Below are 19,026 nucleotides of genomic sequence, written 5' to 3' on the forward strand. Positions count from 1 at the left end.
ATTCCCGTGTGCTGCGAAGTTTCCTTCGTAGCGAGCCGCCCATTATGCCAGACTTTTTAAGTCCGTCAACACCTTCGTTCGATCATCTCGTTCGGCGGTGGTGGGCGCCCTGTTGTCGCTGAAGCCCCTTGGTGGCGACCCCTGCGACGGGGGAGGAGAAGTATGTCCCCATTCGCATCATTTGTGAAGGGGGTGTGGCGTTTTTTTTCAACGGATGTTGCATCCGTTCATCCATCCCGCTGCGGGAGGACCCCGCGAAGAGCAAGACAAGAGCAGTCGAGCGTGGCTATGCCGGGCGTCCTGCCCGGCCCCCTCCGGGCCGTCGCAAGCGACGTTGGCAACGGCTCCTGCCGTTGCCTTCGACTCTACAAAGGAAGGGCCGGCTGCGCCGGCCCTTCCCTGGTGTCAGGCAGCGACCAGGCGCACGCGGGCGAAGGTGCGCTTGCCGACCTGCAGCAGGCCTTCGAAGCCCGGCTGCAGCACCTGCTGGCCATCTTCGACCACTTCACCGTCCACCTTCACCGCGCGCTCCTTGAGCTTGCGGTTGGCTTCGGAGTTGCTCGGGGTCAGGCCGGCCGCGGTCAGCAGTGCGGCGATACGCAGGCCTTCGGCCGGGATCGCCACGTCCTGCAGCGGCAGCTGGGTGATGTCGCCCTGCCCGGTCACCGCCGCTTCCCAGCCGGCAATGGCCTGCTCGGCCGCCGCGGCGTCGTGGAAACGGGTCGCCAGTTCACGCGCCAGGCGCAGCTTCACCACGCGCGGGTTCAGGCCGCCATTGGCCACCTGCTCGCGCAGCTGCAGGGCTTCGGCCTGGCTGATGTCGAAGGACAGCAGCTCGATCCAGCGCCACATCAAGGTGTCGTCCACCTTCATGGTCTTGGTGACGATGTCGATGGCCGGCTCGCTGATACCAATGTAGTTGCCCAGCGACTTGGACATCTTGTTGACGCCGTCCAGGCCCTCCAGCAGCGGCATGGTCAGCACCACCTGCGGCTTCTGGCCATGGTGCTCCTGCAGGCCACGGCCCATCAGCAGGTTGAACTTCTGGTCGGTACCACCCAGCTCGACGTCGGCCTCCAGGGCCACCGAGTCGTAACCCTGCACCAGCGGGTACAGGAACTCGTGGATGGCGATGGACTGCTGGGCGGCATAGCGCTTGGCGAAGTCGTCGCGCTCCAGCATGCGCGCCACGGTGTGCTGGCCCGCCAGGCGGATCATGTCGGCCGCGCCCATCTTGCCGAACCACTCCGAGTTGAAGCGGACTTCGGTACGGCTGCGGTCCAGCACCTTGAACACCTGCTCCTCATAGGTACGGGCGTTGGCCAGCACGTCCTCGCGGCTGAGCGGCTTGCGGGTCAGGCTCTTGCCGGACGGGTCACCGATCATGCCTGTGAAGTCGCCGATCAGGAAAATGACCTGGTGGCCGAGGTCCTGGAACTGGCGCATCTTGTTCAGCAGCACCGTATGGCCCAGGTGCAGGTCGGGCGCGGTGGGGTCGAAGCCGGCCTTGATCCGCAGCGGACGGCCTTCCTGCAGGCGCGCACGCAGATCCTCGAGCTTGAGGATCTCGTCGGCACCGCGGCCGATCAGGGCAAGGGCTTCTTCAATCGAGGACACGTGACTACTCCCGGCAACGCCGATTCTTGTGTGGGGTGTTAAAGCGAAGTTAACCCGATTGGCTTCACAAAAGCCAATGGGCACAAGGGTTTGACGCGGTTTTCTCAGGTGTCTATGGTAACCGGCGATCAGGCCCGCGCTCCCGGGCCGCCAGGAAAAAACCGCCGATGCACAATTCCGAACAAGGGCGCGCACGCAAGCAGCGCTTCCAGGAACGCCTCCACGTCCTGCACGACAACGCCCTGCATCGGAAGCTCAGGCAACATCTTCCCGCCGCCTTCAATGAGCGCTGGACCCGCCGTCATTGGATGCATGCCAGCCTGTTCGCGACGATCGGCGCCCTGGTGGCGACGATCGTCCCGGGTTTCTCGCACACCATCGACGCGCCCTTCGCCGACAGCCACACCAGCCTGGCGCTGCCGTTGCCGCCGCTGACCATGGCCCGCCAGCAGCAGGTGCCCGGAGACAGCTGGCAGGTGCTGCGTGTGCAGCGCGGCCAGACCCTGAGCGACCTGTTCGACAAGGCCGGCATCCCGGCCACCACCCTGCACCGGGTACTGGACCACCCAGGTGCACGTGAGGCGCTGACCAAGCTGCGCCCGGGTGCCGAGATCGCCTTCGACATGCCGCTGTCCGGTGACCTGCGCAGCATCCGCTTCGACCGCGATGCCGACAACCGGGTGGAACTGAGCCTGGCCGGCGATGACATCAAGGAGAAGGTGACCCAGCGCGAGACCTCCACGCGCACCGTGGTCACCAGCGGCGAGATCACCAGCTCGCTGTATGCCGCCGCCCGTCGGGCCGGGCTGTCGCCGTCGGCGATCGCGACGATGACCGACGACATCTTCAAGTACGACATCGACTTCTCGAAGGACCTGCAGCCGGGCGACCGCTTCAGCGTGGTGATGGATGAAACCTGGCGCGAAGGCGAGAAGGTGGACACCAGCAAGATCCTGGCCGCGACCTTCACCACCGGTGGCAAGACCTATTCCGGCTTCCGCTTCGACCGCAACGGCAAGTCCGAGTACTACGACATCAACGGCCGTTCACTGAAGAAGAGCTTCATCCGCATGCCGATCCCGTTCGCGCGGCTGAGCTCGACCTTTGGCGCGCGCAAGCACCCGGTGCTGGGCAAGATGCGCATGCACAAGGGCGTGGACTACGCCGCGCGCACCGGCACCCCGATCATGGCCGCCGGCGACGCCCGCGTGCAGTTCGCCGGGGTGCAGCGCGGCTACGGCAACGTGGTGATCCTCGACCACGGCCGCGGCCACACCACCCTGTACGGCCACATGTCGCGCTTTGCGAACATCAAGACCGGCCAGCGCGTGGCCCAGGGCACGGTGATCGGCTATGTCGGCTCGACCGGCCTGGCGACCGGCCCGCACCTGCACTACGAATTCCGCGTCAACGGCGAGCACCGCAACCCGCTGACCGTGACCATGCCGCCGCCGGAGCCGCTGAAGGGCGCCGAGCTGGTCGCCTTCCGCGCGCAGACCGCACCGGCGATGGCCCGCATCCAGGGCATGGAGAAGCTGATCTACGCCGACGCCAGCCCGGCGCCGACCAGCCGCGACGAGGCCGCCCCCGAGGTGGCCAGCGCCAAGGACAAGCAGACGACCGGCCGCAAGCGCGGCTGAGCCCTGCGTTGACGAAGAAGGACGCGGCAGCCCAAGCTTGCCGCGTCCTTTTTTTATGCCTGCCATGAATACAACTGCCGACAGCGACGCCCCCCTGTACCTTGGCCTGATGTCGGGCACCAGCGCCGACGGCATCGATGCCGCACTGGTGCAGTTCCCGAGCAGTGGCGGCTGCCGCTTCGTGCACGGCCTGACTGCCCGCTGGGAGCCGGTGCTGCGGGCGCGGCTGGTGGCGCTGGGCGAAGGTGGCCCGCTGGACTCGCTGGAGGAGCTGGGCGAGCTGGACGCGCGGATCGCGATCAACTTCGCCGAGGCCGCCAACCAGCTGCTGGCCGAGGCCGGGGTGGACCGCAGCCAGGTGCGCGCGATCGGCTCGCACGGCCAGACCGTGCGCCATCGTCCGCTGGCCAACCCCGCCTTCACCGTGCAGCTGGGCGACGGCAACCGCATCGCCGAGCTGACCGGGATCACCACGGTCTCTGACTTCCGCCGCCGCGACGTGGCGGCCGGGGGCCATGGGGCGCCGCTGATGCCAGCCTTCCACCTCGGCATGCTCGGCACCGCCGACGAAGACCGCGCGGTGCTGAACCTGGGCGGCATCGCCAACCTGACCCTGATCCCGCGCGAAGGCGCGGTGCGTGGCTTCGATACCGGCCCGGCCAACGCGCTGATGGATGCCTGGTGCCAGCGCCACACCGGCCGCACCTTCGATGCCGATGGCGCGTATGCCGCCAGTGGCGCGGTGGACGAGGGCCTGCTGGCCGGCTGGCGTTCGGAGCCGTGGTTTGACCTGCCGCCTCCGAAGAGCACCGGCCGCGAACAGTTCCATCTGGCCTGGGCCGAGGCACACATGGGCGAAGGCCAGTACGCCGCCGCTGATGTGCAGGCCACCCTGCTGGAGCTGACCGTGGCGACGGTGGCCGATGCGCTGCTGGCGCAGCAGCCGCAGACCCGGCGCCTGCTGGTCTGTGGCGGCGGGGTGCGCAACCGGCAGCTGATGAAGCGGCTGGCGGCGCGGCTGCCGGAGGTGCAGGTGGAGTCCAGCGCGGTGCATGGGCTGGACCCGGAGTACGTGGAGGCGATGGGCTTTGCGTGGCTGGCGCAGCGGACGATGGACGGGCTGGCCGGCAACCTGCCGAGCGTGACCGGGGCGACGGGGCCGCGGATCCTGGGTGCGATCCACCTGGCGTGAGGTGGTCATCCACGCATGGCGTGGATCTACCGGGAACGGCGGTCGAGCGTGGCTCGATGCTACATGGGCACTAATCGAAGCCCTGCCCTGCGGGCAGGGCCTGCAGGGCGGCGATGGCGTCGGAGAGCGCATCCACTTCGGGATCACAGAAGCCGGAGCGGACCTCCAGTTCACTGCTGAACAGGCCCTGCTCCAGCAAGGCGGTGCAGGTCTGTTCGTGGGTCCAGCCGCGGGCGACCGCGACGCGTCGGATACGTTCCAGCAGCAGCGGGTCCAGGTCCCGCAGCACAACGTCGGCCATGCTCACTTCCCCGTTCGCAAGGCACCGCCCCCTCGGCGCGTCGGGGGCGATGATCCCGCAGTCCGGGCGGGCAGGCAATCAGGCGACCGGCGGCGGCCCGCGGTCGGCGATCCGCGGCCACAGCCACGCCAGCAGCAACAGGGTCGGCACCACGGTGATCGAGCTGAGGATGAAGAACGTGCTGTAGGACGTGGCTTCGACGATGTAGCCGGAGACACCGCCGACGAACTTGCCGGGCAGGTTGGCCAGCGACACCAGCAGCGCGTACTGGGTGGCGGTGAAGTTGCGGTCGGTCAGCGACGACATGAAGGCAACCAGCACGGTGCCGGCAAAGCCCTGGAACAGGTTGTCGGCACTGAGTGCGGCATAGAACGCCCACAGCTTGCCCGGGTTGTGCGCCATCAGCAGGAAGGCAAGGTTGGACAGCGCCACGCCCAGTGCGGCCACCAGCAGCATGCGGCGGAAGCCGAACGCGGCCACCGCGATACCGCCCAGGAACGCACCACCGATCCCCATCCACACGCCGAACAGCTTGGAGACGGTGGCGATGTCGGCCTTGTCGAACCCCGAATCGAGATAGAACGGCCCGGCCATCACACCGATCACCTGGTCGGGGAACTTGAACAGGCCGACAAAGGCCAGCAGCACCAGTGCCAGCGCCACGCCATTGCGGCTGAAGAAGCTGGAAATGGGCTGGATGAAGGCTTCGGCGATATCGATGCGGCGCTGCACGGCGGTGACCGGGCGCTCCGGCTCGGCACACAGCAGGGTGGTGACGATCGGCAGCAGCATCAGTGCCGCCATCGCCAGATAGGCGACGATCCAGCCTTCGAACTGGGCCAGGTACAGTGCGCCAGCGCCCGCCAGGATCAAGCCGATCCGGTAGCCCAGCGTATAGGTCGCAGCCAGCGCAGCCTGGGCGGCCTGCGGCGCGATCTCGATGCGATAGGCATCGACGGCGGAGTCCTGGGTGGCGCCGGCGAACGACGCCACCAGCACCCACATCACCAGCGGCCAGACACCCTGTTCTGGCCGCACGAAGGCCAGTGCCACCAGGCCGACCAGCACCAGCGCCTGCGACACCAGCAGCCACGAACGACGGCGACCGAGCCCACCCAGCAACGGGAAGGCATAGCGGTCCAGCAACGGTGCCCACAGGAACTTGAGCAGGTAGAAGAAGCTGGCCAGGCTGATCAGGCCGATGCTGCCCAGGTCCAGGCCGACGTCGCGCAGGCGCGTGGACAGGGTCTGCGAAGCGATCAGCAGGAACGGCAGGCCGCTACCGAAGCCAAGCATGGCCATGGTCAGCGCCGACGGGGTACCGAAGGCACGCTTGATTCCTGCCCAGCCCTTGTAGCTGACCGGCGTGGCCGCCTCGGTCACAGGTCGTAGTCCACGATGAACGGCGCGTGGTCGGAGAAGCGCTCGTCGCGGTAGATCGAGCAGCTGCGCAGGCGGTCACGCAGGCCCGGGGTGATGAACTGGTAGTCGATGCGCCAACCGACGTTGTTGGCGCGGGCAGCACCGCGGTTGCTCCACCAGGTGTAGTCCTCGCCGGTGGGGTTGAGCAGGCGGTAGGCGTCAGCCCAGCCACGGCCGGCGGCGACATCGGTGGCCTGGCCATGGTCGGCGCACAGGGCGTTGAGCCAGTCGCGCTCTTCCGGCAGGCAGCCGGAGTTCTTCTGGTTGGACTTCCAGTTCTTGATGTCCAGCGCCGAACGCACGATGTTCCAGTCGCCGCACAGCACGTAGTCGCGGCCGCTGCGCGCCCATTCCTCGAGGATCGGCCGCAGCCATTCCATCACTTCGAACTTGAAGCCCTGGCGCAGGTCGCCCGAGCTGCCCGACGGGATATAGAAGGAGACCACGCTGAGGTTGCCGTAGCGCGCCTCGATGTAGCGGCCTTCGTCGTCGAACGGGGCCCAGCCCAGCGAGGTGATCACCTGGTCCGGCTCGCGCTTGCTGTAGATCGCCACGCCGCTGTAGCCCTTCTTGGTGATGGCGTCGCGGTAGAAGCAGTGGTGGCCGTCCGGGCGGAACATCGGATCGGTCAGCTGGTCTTCCTGGGCCTTGGTCTCCTGGATGCACAGGACGTCGGCGTCCTGGGACCGGAACCAGTCGAGGAAGCCCTTGGTTGCGGCGGAGCGGATGCCATTGGCGTTGAAACTGATGATGCGCATGCGGGGGACCTGCGGCGGGAAACCGGGCAAGCATACCGGTTGCCCGCGGGGCTGCGCAGTCCGCCGCGACGGGCCGCGACGGCCTTCACGAGGGTCCGGACGAGCGCGAAACGCCCAGCTGGATTAGGATTTGTGCTCCAAATGAAGATGAATCGAGTTTTGATGAGCGACCACCGCCACCGTTTCCTGCAGCTGGCCCTGACCGCCGACGCCCTGCGCTTCGGCCAGTTCACCCTCAAGTCCGGCCGGCTGAGCCCCTATTTCTTCAACGCCGGTCGTTTCGACTCCGGTTCGCTGCTGTCGCAGCTCGGCGCCTGCTACGCCGATGCCATCGATGCCACCGGGATCAAGTACGACGTGGTGTTCGGCCCCGCCTACAAGGGCATTCCGCTGGCCACCGCGATGGCCTGCGAGCTGGCCCAGCGTGGCCGCGACCTGCCGCTGTCGTTCAACCGCAAGGAAGCCAAGGACCACGGTGAAGGCGGCCAGCTGATCGGCGCCGACATGAACGGCAAGCGCGTGCTGATCGTCGACGACGTGATCACCGCTGGCACCGCGATCCGTGAAGCGCTGGGCATCATCCGCGCCGCCGGAGGCACCCCGGCCGGCATCGTGGTGGCGCTGGACCGCCAGGAGATCGCTTCGGAAACCGATCGCCGTTCGGCGGCGCAGTCGGTGGCCGAAGAGGCCGGCATTCCGGTGATCGCCGTGGCGTCGCTGGCCGACCTGCTTGATTTCGCCTCCGGCAACCCGGAACTTGTGGGTTACCGGCAGCCGCTGGAAGCCTACCGGGCCCAGTACGGCGTCCGTTCGATCCGCTGACCGACCCAGGGGAAAGGTCATGTCCCGAGTTCCTGCTGTCCTCTTTGCCGGCCTGCTGCTGGCCGTGCCGTTCACCGTACCGGCGCAGTCGCGCGACAGCGGCAAGACGGAAAAGAAGCTGTACTGCTGGAACGAGGGCAAGGAGCGGATCTGCAGTGATTCGCTGCCGGCCGACGCGGTCAACCATGCCCGCGAGGAGTTCAACGCGAAGAGCGGCCTGCGCAATGCGCAGGTCCAGCGCGCGTTGACCGACGAAGAGCGCGCCGCCGCCAGCACGGAGGCGGCGCAGCAGCAGCTGGACCTGATGGCCGCGCAGACCCGCCAGCGCACCGAGCAGGCTATGCTGACCACCTATGGCAGCGAGGACGACCTGCGCCGGGTATTCGCCGAGCGCCAGGAAGTGCTGGACAACAACCTGAAGACCGCCGAGTACAACGTCACCAGCCTGCGTGAGTCGCTGGTGGCGCTGCTGGCGGCCGCAGGTGACCGCGAACTGGCCGGTGGCAAGGTGGCCGACAAGCAGGCCGAGGCGATCCGCCAGCGGCACGTGCAACTGCAGTCGCAGCAACGCCTGCAGGCCGGGTTCCTGCAGCAGCAGCAGGCGTTGAAGGTGGAAATTGAAAGCACCCTGCAGCGCTATCGCGAGCTGAAGGGGCTGGTGCCGGCGAGCCAGGCTCCGTAATTCGCCTGTAGCGCCGGGCCCGCGCTCGGCTCTGCGTGACCTTGGGAAAGAGCAGCCGAGCATGGGCTCGGCTCTACAGCAGGCGGCGCCTGGTTACGGGTTGGCCCACGGAATTTATGCACTCTTTACGCGTCGACCCGGTCCGGCGCGTAGTGCGTTTATGGGCGGCAGGACGACGATGACGGCCTGAGGTGGAGGGGTTCCACCAGGACGCTATTGCAATGTCCCCCTGGCTGTCGTTGTTGTGTGGCGTGCTGGTGCTGGTCGCCGCCGCCTATCTTCTTTATGTCGTGCTGCGGCCCGAGTCGTTCTGAGCGGAGCCGGCCATGACTGAGATGCTTGTGATTATTGCCGCCAGCCTGCTGCTGGCGTGGCCGCTGGGCCTGTACCTGGCCCGCGTGATGCGTGGCACGCCGATGAAGGTCGACGTGCTGTTCCACTGGATCGAGAAGCCGCTGTACAGGGTGTTCGGGGTCGATCCGTCGCGCTCGATGTCCTGGCGCGGCTACGTGCTGGCCTTCGTACTGAGCAACGTGGTGGTCGCGGTACTGACCCAGGCGGTGTTCATGACCCAGGCCTGGCTGCCGCTGAATCCGGACCAGATCCCGAACATGCGCTGGGACACCGCGCTGCACACGATGATCTCGTTCCTGACCAACACCAACCAGCAGCACTATTCGGGCCAGGCGCAGCTGTCCTATCTCTCGCAGATGACCGGCATCACCGGCCTGCAGGTGGTGACGCCGATGATGGGCCTGGCGCTGGCAGTGGCGACGCTGCGGGCGTTGTTCTCGCGTGCGCCGCAGGCGGCGGCGACGGGTACCGGCGATGACCGCCAGGTGGCGGTGGGCAACTACTACGTGGACGTGGTGCGCCTGTGCGTGCGCTTCCTGCTGCCGCTGTGCCTGGTGTGGACCCTGCTGCTGACCAGCCAGGGCGTGCCGTCGACGATGACCGGTGGGCCGCAGGCCACGCCGATCGACGCCAGCGCCGGCATGGCCGAACAGAAGCTGCCGCTGGGCCCGGTCGCGGCGATGGTCGCGGCCAAGCAGCTGGGCGCCAACGGTGGCGGCTGGTACGGCCCGAACAGCAGCTTCCCGCTGGAGAACCCGACCCCGCTGTCGAACGCGCTGGAAATCGTCGGCATCCTGCTGGTGCCGATGGCGGTGATCTTCATGATCGGTGCGTTCACCGGCCGACGTCGCTTCGGCGCCCTGGTGTTCAGCTGCATGCTGGGCATGTCGCTGCTTTCCACCGGCGCGATGATGTGGAGCGAAGGGCATAGCGCCAGCGCCGCCACGCCGCTGCTGATGGAAGGCAAGGAGGTGCGCTTCGGCGCCGATGGCACTGCGCTGTGGGCGGCGGTGACCACCCAGGTCTCCAACGGTTCGGTCAACGGCATGCACGATTCGCTGGCACCGCTGAGTGGCGGCATCGCGATGGTCAACATGCTGGTCAGCGCGATCTGGGGCGGCATCGGCTGTGGCCTGCAGCAGTTCATCGTCTATCTGCTGCTGGGTGTGTTCCTGGCCGGGTTGATGACCGGGCGCACGCCGGAACTGTTCGGCCGCAAGCTGGAGACGCCACAGGTGCGCCTGCTGGCCCTGCTGGTGCTGCTGCAGCCGATCACCCTGCTGGTGTTCACCGCGATCACCCTGGCCGTGCCCGGCCTGGCAGGGACCTCCAACCCCGGCTTCCATGGCATCAGCCAGGTCTTCTACGAGTACGTCTCGGCCTACGCCAACAACGGCTCGGGCTTCGAAGGGCTGGGCGACGCCACGCTGTGGTGGAACCTGAGCTGCTCGCTGGTACTGCTGCTGGGCCGCTTCCCGCTGCTGATCATTCCGCTGGTGGTGGCCGCACAGCTGGCTGCCAAGCGCCAGGCCCCGGAGTCTGCCGGCAGCCTGCAGATCGAAACCCCGACCTTCGCCCTGACCCTGGTCTCGGTGATCGTCATCCTGACCGTGCTGCAGTTCATGCCGGCGCTGGTACTCGGCCCGATCGCCGACCACCTGAGCCTGGGACTGCACTAAGGACACCCTGATGAGTACCCAAGCAAGTTCAACCCGTAGTACCCATGCAGCGCGCCCTGCCCTGCTGGATGGCGCCGGCCTGCGCCGTGCGCTGGTCGACGCAGTGCGCAAGCTGTCGCCGATGCATCTGGTGCGCAGCCCGGTGATGGCGGTGGTGATGGCCGGCACGATCGTGGCCGCGATCGTCACCCTGACCGGCAATGCGCCGCTGGGCTTCGGCCTGGCAGTGACCGTGATCCTGCTGGTGACCGTGCTGTTCGGCAACTTCGCCGAAGCGGTGGCCGAAGCGCGTGGCCGTGGCCAGGCCGCCTCGCTGCGGCGTGCCCGCCAGGACCTGGTGGCACGCCGGCTGGCGGCGCCGCAGCCGGGCGCCGCCGAAACCCAGGTGCCGGCCGCCGAACTGCGCCCGGGCGACCATGTGATCGTCAGCGCCGGTGAGCTGGTGCCGGCCGATGGCGAGATCGTGCAAGGCCTGGCCACCATCAACGAAGCGGCGGTGACCGGCGAATCGGCCCCCGTGCTGCGCGAGGCCGGTACCGACCGTTCCGGCGTGATCGGCGGCACCAAGGTGCTGTCCGACCAGATCATCGTGCGGGTGACTGCCGAGCCGGGCCACAGCTTCCTGGACCGGATGATCGCGCTGGTGGAGGGCGCCAACCGCCAGAAGACCCCGAACGAGATCGCGCTGACCCTGCTGCTGGCCGCGATGACGCTGACCTTCCTGGTGGTGGTGGCCACGTTGCCGGCCATTGGTGCCGCCGTCGGCGTCAAGGTCGACCCGCTGCTGCTGATCGCGCTGCTGGTGTGCCTGATCCCGACCACCATCGGCGGCCTGCTGCCGGCCATCGGCATCGCCGGCATGAACCGTGCGCTGGCCGCCAACGTGCTGGCCAAGTCGGGCAAGGCGGTGGAGGTGGCCGGCGACGTCGACGTGCTGCTGCTGGACAAGACCGGCACCATCACCTACGGCGACCGCCAGGCCAGCCACTTCCATCCGCTGGCCGGCATCGACGCCAGCCAACTGCGCGAGGCGGCACTGCTGTCCTCGCTGGCCGACCCGACCCCGGAAGGCAAGTCGATCGTGCGCCTGGCGCGCGAACAGGGTTGTGCCACCGCCGAACCGGACCACGCCGAGTACCTGGCGTTCAGTGCGCAGACCCGCATGTCCGGCGTGGATCTGGAACATGGGCGGCAGATCCGCAAGGGCGCCGCCGATGCGATCCGCACCCACGTGCAGGCGCTGGGCGGCAACGTGCCGGCGGAACTGGCCGGTCGCGTCGAGCAGGTCGCACGCAATGGTGCCACCCCGCTGGTGGTGGCCGAGGGCCGCCACGTGCTGGGCGTGATCGAGCTGTCGGACGTGGTCAAGCACGGCATGCGCGAGAAGTTCGCGCAGCTGCGGGCGATGGGTATCCGCACGGTGATGATCACCGGCGACAACCCGCTGACCGCCGCCGCGATCGCTGCCGAAGCCGGCGTCGACGACTACATCGCCGAGGCTCGCCCGGAGGACAAGCTGGCACGCATCCGCCAGGAGCAGGCCGGCGGCCGCCTGGTGGCGATGGTCGGTGACGGGACCAACGACGCCCCCGCACTGGCCCAGGCCGACATCGGCCTGGCGATGAACTCCGGTACGCAGGCGGCGAAGGAGGCCGGCAACATGGTCGACCTCGATTCGGATCCGGCCAAGCTGCTGGCAGTGGTGGAAGTCGGCAAGCAGCAGCTGATCACCCGCGGCGCGCTGACCACCTTCTCGCTGGCCAACGACGTCTCCAAGTACTTCGCGATCCTGCCGGCGCTGTTCGCCGCGGCCGTTCCGACCATGGCCGCCTTGAACGTGATGCAGCTGTCGAGCCCGCGCAATGCGGTGCTGGCAGCGCTGATCTTCAACGCCCTGGTGATTCCCGCCCTGATCCCGCTCGCCCTGCGTGGCGTGCGCTTCCGCCCGGCCACTGCAACCGCACTGCTGCGCCGGAACATGCTGGTGTACGGCCTCGGCGGCGTGCTGCTGCCGTTCGCAGCGGTCAAGGCAATCGACCTCCTTCTTGTCCTGGTATTCGGCGCATGAACCGTTCCGCTTCCACCTCCACCTCCCTGTCCCGCGAAGCAAAAGCCGAGGCCCGCGTGGCCAGCCTGCAGGACGGCGCCAGCTGGCGCCCGGCGATCGGCCTGGGCCTGGCTACCCTGCTGCTGGCCGGTGCGGTCTACGCCGGTATCGCCACCGGTTTCGCCGGCCTGGCCTACCCGACCCAGGCCGAGGGCAGCCTGCTGCGCGATGGCAGCGGCCAGGTGCGCGGCTCGGCATGGTTGTCGCAGCCGTTCAACGGTGACGGCTACTTCCAGGCACGTCCGTCGGCAGCCAACTACGACCCGATGGCCGCGGCCGGTTCCAACATGGCGCGCAGCAATCCGGCCCTGGCCGAGCGTGTTGCAGCCAGCACCGCTGCGGTGGCCGCGCGCGAAGGCGTCACCCCGGCGCAGGTACCGGCAGACCTGGTCACGCAGTCCGCGGGTGGCCTGGATCCGCAGCTGTCGCCGGCCGCGGCGCAGCTGCAGGTGGCACGCGTGGCGCGCGCCCGTGGCCTGCCGGTGGAACGCGTGCAGGCACTGGTGCAGGCGCATACCGAAGGTCGCCAGTGGGGCCTGTTCGGCCAGCCGCGGGTGAACGTGGTGACGCTGAACTTCGCGCTGGACCATGCGGCCAAGGCACCGTGATGCCGGCCTGCACCGGCTGCGCGCACAATGGCACCCATGACTGATGCGCGTACCCGCCAGGCCGATGCCCTGGTCGAAGGCCTGCAACGCGAAGCCGGCGGCAAGCTGACCGTGTTCCTCGGCGCGGCGCCGGGCGTGGGCAAGACCTACACCATGCTGACCCGCGCACAGGAACAGCTGCGCCGCGGTGTCGACCTGGTGGTGGGCCTGGTGGAAACCCACGGCCGCGCCGATACCCAGGCGCTGCTGGAGGGCCTGCCGCAGTTGCCGCTGAAGGCAGTGGCCTACCACGGCCATACCCTGCAGGAGATGGACCTGGATGCCGTGCTGGCACGGCATCCGGCGCTGGTGCTGGTGGACGAACTGGCCCATCGCAATGCGCCGGGCAGCCGCCATGAGCGGCGCTGGCAGGACGTGATGGAGCTGCTGGACGCCGGCATCGACGTCTGGACCACGGTCAACATCCAGCACCTGGAAAGCCTCAACGACGTGGTGATGCGGATCACCGGCGTACGCGTGAGCGAGACCGTGCCGGACGGCGTGCTCGACCGCCTGCATGACATCGTGCTGGTCGACCTGCCGCCACGCGAACTGATCGCGCGCCTGCAGCAGGGCAAGGTCTATGTGCCCGAACAGGCCGCGCAGGCGCTGCAGGCATTCTTCTCGCCGGCCAACCTGACCGCGCTGCGTGAACTGGCGATGCAGGAAGCCGCCGACCGCGTCGACAGCAGTCTGCGTGAAGCACGCGCCGCACGCGGCGAGAGCAACCTGCCGCTGCGTCGCGGCGTGCTGGTGGCCATTGATGGCGGCGGTCAGAGCGAATACCTGGTGCGGGTGGCGCGTCGCATCGCCGAACGCCGCGATGCGCCGTGGACGGTGGTGACCGTGCAGGGCCGACGCCAGGACGAGGCGACCCGGCGCGAAATCGATGCGGCCTTCGCACTGGCACGGCGCCTGGGCGGCGACGCCGAACTACTGCACGGATCGAGCATCGCCGATGCCCTGCTCGACCATGCCGCGCACAACGGCGTGTCGACCCTGGTGCTCGGCCGGACCCGCGAACGTCCGCTGGCGCGGATGTTCAACCGCACCCTGACCCAGCAGCTGATCCAGCGCGGCGCGCACTACGAGATCACCATCATCAGCACGCCGCAGGCACGCGCACGCTCGCGCCGCGAGGGGCTGATGGCACCGGTGCGTGGTTTCAGCCATGAACCCGTGCAGGCCCTGATCGCCACGGCGTTGGCGTGCGTGGTTGCCTGGCTGGCTGAACGCTGGGTGGGCATGGCCGACCTGTCGATGGTGTTCATCGTGGCGGTGGTGCTGGTGGCTGCACGCACCCGTGCCAGCGTGGCGGTGATGGCGGCGATCCTGTGTTTCCTCGCCTACAACTTCCTGTTCATCGCACCGCGCTTTACCTTCGCCATCGGCGCACGCCAGGGCGTGATCACCGTCTTCCTGTTCCTGGCCGCCGCACTGGTGGCCGGACGCCTGGCCTCGCGCCTGCGCATGCAGGTGATCGCGCTGCGTGCGGCCAACCGCCATGCACGTGCGCGCCAGCAGCTGGGCCGGCAGCTGGCCAGTGCCGCCGGCAACGGCGAGGTGGCACAGGCGGGTCGGCATGCACTGGAACAGGCGATGGACGTGCCGGCATGGCTGCGGATCGGCGCCGACACCGCAACCGGTGGCCGCAGCCAGCCCGGCGACACCGACCTGGCCGCCGCCGACTGGGCGCTGCGCCATGGCCAGCCCAGTGGACGCTTCACCGATACCCTGGCCGGTGCGCAGTGGTGGTTCCTGCCGCTATTGGATGGCGAGGACCGCGCGATCGGCGTGGCCGGCCTGTACCTGCCCGGCGCACAGGCGCGCCTGCTGCCCGAACAACGGCAGCTGGCCGAAGCAATGGTCGATGACATCGCGCAGGCCGCGCTGCGCACGCGGCTGGTGGCCGAACTGGAGCAGGCGCACGTCAGCAACGAGACCGAGCGACTGCGCTCGGCGCTGCTCTCTTCGGTGTCGCACGACCTGCGCTCGCCACTGGCGGCGATGATCGGCTCGGCCGACAGCCTGGCCAGCTACGGTGCGGCAATGGATACGGCCGATCGCCGTGCCCTGCTCGACACCATCCTGGTCGAGGGCGAGCGGCTGGACCGCTACATCCAGAACCTGCTGGACATGACCCGCCTCGGCCACGAAGGATTGAAGATCAACCGCGACTGGATCGGCGTGGACGAACTGATCGGCTCGGCCGCACGGCGCCTGCAGCGCTACCAGCCGAAGGTGCGGCTGGAGCTGGACATTCCGGCCACGCTGGCGCCGATCTGGGTACACCCGGCGCTGGTCGAACAGGCGGTGTTCAACGTGATGGAAAACGCGGCCAAGTTCTCACCGCCCGATGCCGCCGTGCAGGTCCAGGCGCGCGAGCTGGACGGCCAGCTGCGCATCGACGTGATCGATGCCGGCCCCGGCATTCCCGACGACGAGCGTGCGCGCATCTTCGACATGTTCTACAGCGTCGAACGCGGTGACCGTGGCCGCCACGGCACCGGCCTGGGCCTGACCATCTGCCAGGGCATGATCGGCGCGCACGGCGGCAGCGTGCAGGCGCTGCCCGGGCGCGACGGTCGCGGTACCCTGATCCGCATCACCCTGCCCCTGCTCAAGCCAGCCTCCCACGATGAGCCCGACCCCGATTGATGCCAGCGTGCCAGCCGCGCGCGTGCTGGTGATCGATGATGAAACCCAGATCCGCCGGTTCCTGGACATCAGCCTGCGCGCGCAGGGCTACCAGGTACGGCAGGCCGCCACCGGTCAGGAAGGCCTGCAACTGGCCGCCAGCGAGGACATGGATCTGGTGATCCTGGATATCGGCCTGCCGGACATGGAAGGCCACGAGGTGCTGGAACAGCTGCGGCAGTGGAGCCAGGTGCCGGTGATCATGCTGACCGTGCGCGCCGGCGAAGCCGAGAAGGTACGGGCGCTGGACACCGGCGCCAACGACTACGTGACCAAGCCGTTCGGCACGCAGGAGCTGATGGCGCGGGTGCGGGCGCTGCTGCGCACCCGCAGCGTGCCCAGCGACGGCACGCCGCCGGTGTTCGACGACGGCCACCTGCATGTGGACCTGGTGCGCCGTGAAGTGGCGCTCGACGGCGAACCCGTCGCATTGACCCGCAAGGAGTACGCGTTGCTGTCGCTGCTGCTGCGCAACGCCGGGCGGGTGGTGACCCAGCCGCAGATCCTGCAGGAGATCTGGGGACCGACCCACCAGCACGACACCCACTACCTGCGCATCCTGGTCGGCAAGCTGCGGCACAAGCTGGGCGATTCAGCGCTGGATTCGCGCTACCTGTTCACCGAACCGGGCGTGGGCTTGCGGTTCAAGGGGTAGTGCCGGCCGCTGGCCGGCAACCTCCTGAACCCCAGAACCATCCTGTGGTTGCCGGCCAGCGGCCGGCACTACCCGATCGATCCAATCCCGATCAATCAGAACCCCAGCGGGGTGTCGCCCAGCACCGGCTGCAGCTGGCTGCGGAACAGCGCCTGGATACGTTCCAGCGCCGCCTCGTCATTGCCCTCGAAGCGCAGCACCAGCACCGGCGTGGTATTGGAGGCGCGCACCAGGCCCCAGCCATCGGGGAAGTCCACGCGCAGGCCGTCGATGGTCGACAGGCGACCGCCCACATACGGGTTGTCCGGCGACTGCGCCGCCGCCACCAGCATCGCCACCAGCGCATGCGGCGTGCCTTCGGCCACCGGCACCTTCAGTTCCGGCGTGGCCACCATCTCCGGCAGCTCGGCCAACACCTCATCCGGCGTTTCCTCGCGCTGGGCCAGGATCTCCAGCAGGCGCGCAGCCGCATACAGGCCATCGTCGAAACCGAACCAGCGTTCCTTGAAGAAGAAGTGGCCGCTCATCTCGCCGGCCAACTCAGCATCGGTCTCGCGCATCTTCGCCTTCATCAGCGAATGCCCGGTCTTCCACATCAACGGACTGCCGCCATTGCGCAGCACGTGGTCGGACAACTTGCCGGTGCACTTCACGTCGTAGATCACCATCGCGCCGGGGTTGCGCATCAGCACGTCGGCGGCGAACAGCATCAGCAGGCGGTCGGCATAGATGATCTTTCCTTCGCCGGTGACCACGCCCAGGCGGTCACCGTCGCCATCGAAGGCGACGCCGAGATCGGCACCGAAGCGCTTCACCGTCTGCACCAGGTCTTCCAGGTTCGCCGGCTCGCTGGGGTCGGGATGATGGTTGGGGAAGCTGCCGTCGACATCGCAGTACAGCGGGATGACTTCCGCACCGATCGCTTCCAGCAGCTGCGGCGCGAGCGCGCCGGCCACGCCGTTGCCGGCATCGGCCACGACCTTCAACGGGCGGTCCAGCTGCACGTCGTCGGCAATGCGCTGGATGTAGTCGGCGCTGACATCGCGCTGCTGGTAATCGCCCGGTTCGGCGGCCTGCACCAACCGGCCTTCAATGATGCGCTGGTAGAGATCGGTGATGGCATCGCCGGACAGCGTCTCGCCGCCGATGACCACCTTGAAACCGTTGTACTCGGGCGGGTTGTGGCTGCCAGTGACTGCCACGCAGGTACCGGTACGCAGGTGGAAGGCGGCGTAGTACACCAGCGGCGTCGGTGCCAGGCCGATGTCGATCACCGCACAACCGGCCCGACGCAGGCCCTCGGCCAGGCCTGCGGCCAGCTCCGGCCCGGACAGGCGGCCATCACGGCCGACCACCACCTCGCGCAGGCCCTGTTCCAGGGCCACGGTGCCGATGGCCTGACCGATCAACGCAGCGGTCTTCGGCGTCAGTTCGCTGCCGACCACGCCGCGGATGTCGTAAGCGCGGAAAATGCCGGCGGCCAGTTCCTCGGCCGGCACCGGCGGCGGCGGCGGTGGCGTGCTTTCCTCGCTGGCGGCAGCGGCCAGCGGGGGCGGCGCCATCTGCAGGCTCTCGCTCAGGGTCGGGCCATGGTCGGCCTCCGCTGCAGCGGCACGGCGCGGCAGTGGCAGGGTCTTCGGCAGTCGGCCACGACCGACCACCAGCAGCACGGCGATGAACGCCAGCAGCAGCGCGACGATGGCGCTGGCCAGCGCGCCCAGGCCCAGCGGGCCGGCTTCAACATTGGGCACCGCGGCGACCAGCCGCAGCGGTGTACCGGCGACCGGCCGTGCCAGTGCCTCGGCGCTTTCCGCCAGGCCGGAATCGCCTTGGGCGACGAGGTCGTGCGCGCCCTGGCGCAATCCGAGGAAACCCGTGGACGGCGCGCTGACCTGATCCAGCGGTGAGGTCAGCCGCAGCAACGGCTGGCGCACATACAGCACCGCCGGGCCGAGGCTGCCCAGTTGAACCGGCGCTGCCAGGCCCAGGCGATTGCCACCGCCATCGCGGACCACGCGCAGGCTGGGCTTGCCTTCGGCCAATGCCGCTTCCAGCAGCGCCAATCGGGCATAGCCAAAGGCGGCCGGGTCGGCGTAGGCGTTGGCCAGATCGGCAGTCAGCACGTCAGCCTGCTCCACGCCGGTCCAGCTCTCGCGCACGGCCAGCGCCGCTGCCGCTGCATCACCGGCCTGCAACGCCTGCTGCACGCGTTCGTTCTTCAGCTGCTGCTGCAGCTGCTTCAGCTGGCCAGCGGCCGCGTCCTGCAGGCCCTGCACGGCCTGGTCACGTGCTTCTTCCAGCGCCTGGCCGTTGGCCTCCTGGCGCCATTGCTGCACCGCGCTCCATCCGAACCAGCCGGCCAGCAGGATCAGCAGCACCCCCAGTAGTGGTGCACTGCGACCCAACGACCGTCCCCGCTGTCCTTCCCCGATGCCGCTCATCGATGTCCCCCG

General features: G+C 68.3%; 15 protein-coding genes. 10 read left to right on the plus strand and 5 right to left on the minus strand.

Annotated elements, in window-relative coordinates; all coding sequences use genetic code 11:
- Positions 1 to 405: 405 nt before the first annotated feature.
- Positions 406 to 1,617, minus strand: coding sequence for a tyrosine--tRNA ligase (gene tyrS, locus N5D91_RS15450; RefSeq protein WP_100437695.1), 1,212 nt, complete (start codon positions 1,615 to 1,617; stop codon positions 406 to 408).
- 167 nt (positions 1,618 to 1,784) lie between these two features.
- Between tyrS and N5D91_RS15455 the strand changes: the two genes are divergently transcribed.
- Together N5D91_RS15455 and N5D91_RS15460 are read left to right on the plus strand one after the other, a co-directional pair.
- Positions 1,785 to 3,257, plus strand: a complete 1,473-nt coding sequence (locus N5D91_RS15455) for a peptidoglycan DD-metalloendopeptidase family protein (RefSeq protein ID WP_180855588.1) — start codon at positions 1,785 to 1,787, stop codon at positions 3,255 to 3,257.
- A gap of 64 nt (positions 3,258 to 3,321) precedes the next feature.
- Positions 3,322 to 4,449, plus strand: coding sequence for an anhydro-N-acetylmuramic acid kinase (locus N5D91_RS15460; protein WP_180855589.1), 1,128 nt, complete (start codon positions 3,322 to 3,324; stop codon positions 4,447 to 4,449).
- A 70-nt stretch (positions 4,450 to 4,519) separates the two neighbouring features.
- Here N5D91_RS15460 and N5D91_RS15465 read toward each other — a convergent pair whose 3' ends face one another.
- The 3 genes from N5D91_RS15465 to N5D91_RS15475 form a co-directional block, all read right to left on the minus strand.
- Positions 4,520 to 4,750, minus strand: coding sequence for a hypothetical protein (locus N5D91_RS15465; RefSeq protein WP_180855590.1), 231 nt, complete (start codon positions 4,748 to 4,750; stop codon positions 4,520 to 4,522).
- Positions 4,751 to 4,828: 78 nt separating this feature from the next.
- Complete coding sequence (locus N5D91_RS15470; RefSeq protein WP_180855591.1) at positions 4,829 to 6,133, minus strand: MFS transporter; 1,305 nt, start codon at positions 6,131 to 6,133, stop codon at positions 4,829 to 4,831.
- Positions 6,130 to 6,930 (minus strand): exodeoxyribonuclease III, encoded by an 801-nt coding sequence (locus N5D91_RS15475; RefSeq protein ID WP_032128444.1) that lies wholly within the window; start codon positions 6,928 to 6,930, stop codon positions 6,130 to 6,132. The genes N5D91_RS15470 and N5D91_RS15475 overlap by 4 nt, the downstream gene beginning before the upstream one ends.
- 162 nt (positions 6,931 to 7,092) lie before the next feature.
- Here N5D91_RS15475 and pyrE point away from each other — a divergent pair, with 162 nt between their 5' ends.
- The 8 genes from pyrE (at position 7,093) to N5D91_RS15515 (ending at position 16,573) form a co-directional block, all read left to right on the plus strand.
- Positions 7,093 to 7,752, plus strand: coding sequence for an orotate phosphoribosyltransferase (gene pyrE / locus N5D91_RS15480; RefSeq protein ID WP_010486876.1), 660 nt, complete (start codon positions 7,093 to 7,095; stop codon positions 7,750 to 7,752).
- 19 nt (positions 7,753 to 7,771) lie between these two features.
- Positions 7,772 to 8,434: a hypothetical protein gene (locus N5D91_RS15485; RefSeq protein ID WP_110710811.1), complete on the plus strand. Its 663-nt coding sequence runs from the start codon at positions 7,772 to 7,774 to the stop codon at positions 8,432 to 8,434.
- 221 nt (positions 8,435 to 8,655) lie between these two features.
- Positions 8,656 to 8,748, plus strand: a complete 93-nt coding sequence (locus tag N5D91_RS15490) for a potassium-transporting ATPase subunit F (protein ID WP_005407770.1) — start codon at positions 8,656 to 8,658, stop codon at positions 8,746 to 8,748.
- Positions 8,749 to 8,760: 12 nt separating this feature from the next.
- On the plus strand, positions 8,761 to 10,467 hold the full coding sequence (gene kdpA / locus N5D91_RS15495; RefSeq protein ID WP_110710810.1) for a potassium-transporting ATPase subunit KdpA: 1,707 nt from the start codon (positions 8,761 to 8,763) through the stop codon (positions 10,465 to 10,467).
- Positions 10,468 to 10,477: 10 nt separating this feature from the next.
- Positions 10,478 to 12,535 carry a potassium-transporting ATPase subunit KdpB gene (kdpB, locus tag N5D91_RS15500; RefSeq protein WP_279909061.1) on the plus strand — a complete coding sequence of 686 codons (2,058 nt, stop codon included), beginning with the start codon at positions 10,478 to 10,480 and terminating at the stop codon, positions 12,533 to 12,535.
- Positions 12,532 to 13,182 carry a potassium-transporting ATPase subunit KdpC gene (kdpC, locus tag N5D91_RS15505; RefSeq protein WP_153856767.1) on the plus strand — a complete coding sequence of 217 codons (651 nt, stop codon included), beginning with the start codon at positions 12,532 to 12,534 and terminating at the stop codon, positions 13,180 to 13,182. The genes kdpB and kdpC overlap by 4 nt, the downstream gene beginning before the upstream one ends.
- A gap of 36 nt (positions 13,183 to 13,218) precedes the next feature.
- Positions 13,219 to 15,879 (plus strand): sensor histidine kinase KdpD, encoded by a 2,661-nt coding sequence (locus N5D91_RS15510; RefSeq protein ID WP_110714244.1) that lies wholly within the window; start codon positions 13,219 to 13,221, stop codon positions 15,877 to 15,879.
- The gene (locus N5D91_RS15515; protein ID WP_004153862.1) at positions 15,860 to 16,573 is read left to right on the plus strand and encodes a response regulator transcription factor; all 714 of its coding nucleotides are present in this window, start codon (positions 15,860 to 15,862) and stop codon (positions 16,571 to 16,573) included. Before N5D91_RS15510 ends, N5D91_RS15515 begins: the two co-directional genes overlap by 20 nt.
- Positions 16,574 to 16,668: 95 nt before the next feature.
- On the opposite strand, the gene N5D91_RS15520 is transcribed toward N5D91_RS15515, so the two are convergent.
- Positions 16,669 to 19,014 (minus strand): phosphomannomutase/phosphoglucomutase, encoded by a 2,346-nt coding sequence (locus N5D91_RS15520; protein ID WP_180855212.1) that lies wholly within the window; start codon positions 19,012 to 19,014, stop codon positions 16,669 to 16,671.
- Positions 19,015 to 19,026: the final 12 nt, after the last annotated feature.

Origin of the sequence: Stenotrophomonas sp. GD03794 (genome assembly GCF_029842145.1) — a bacterium.
Lineage (GTDB): Bacteria > Pseudomonadota > Gammaproteobacteria > Xanthomonadales > Xanthomonadaceae > Stenotrophomonas > Stenotrophomonas riyadhensis.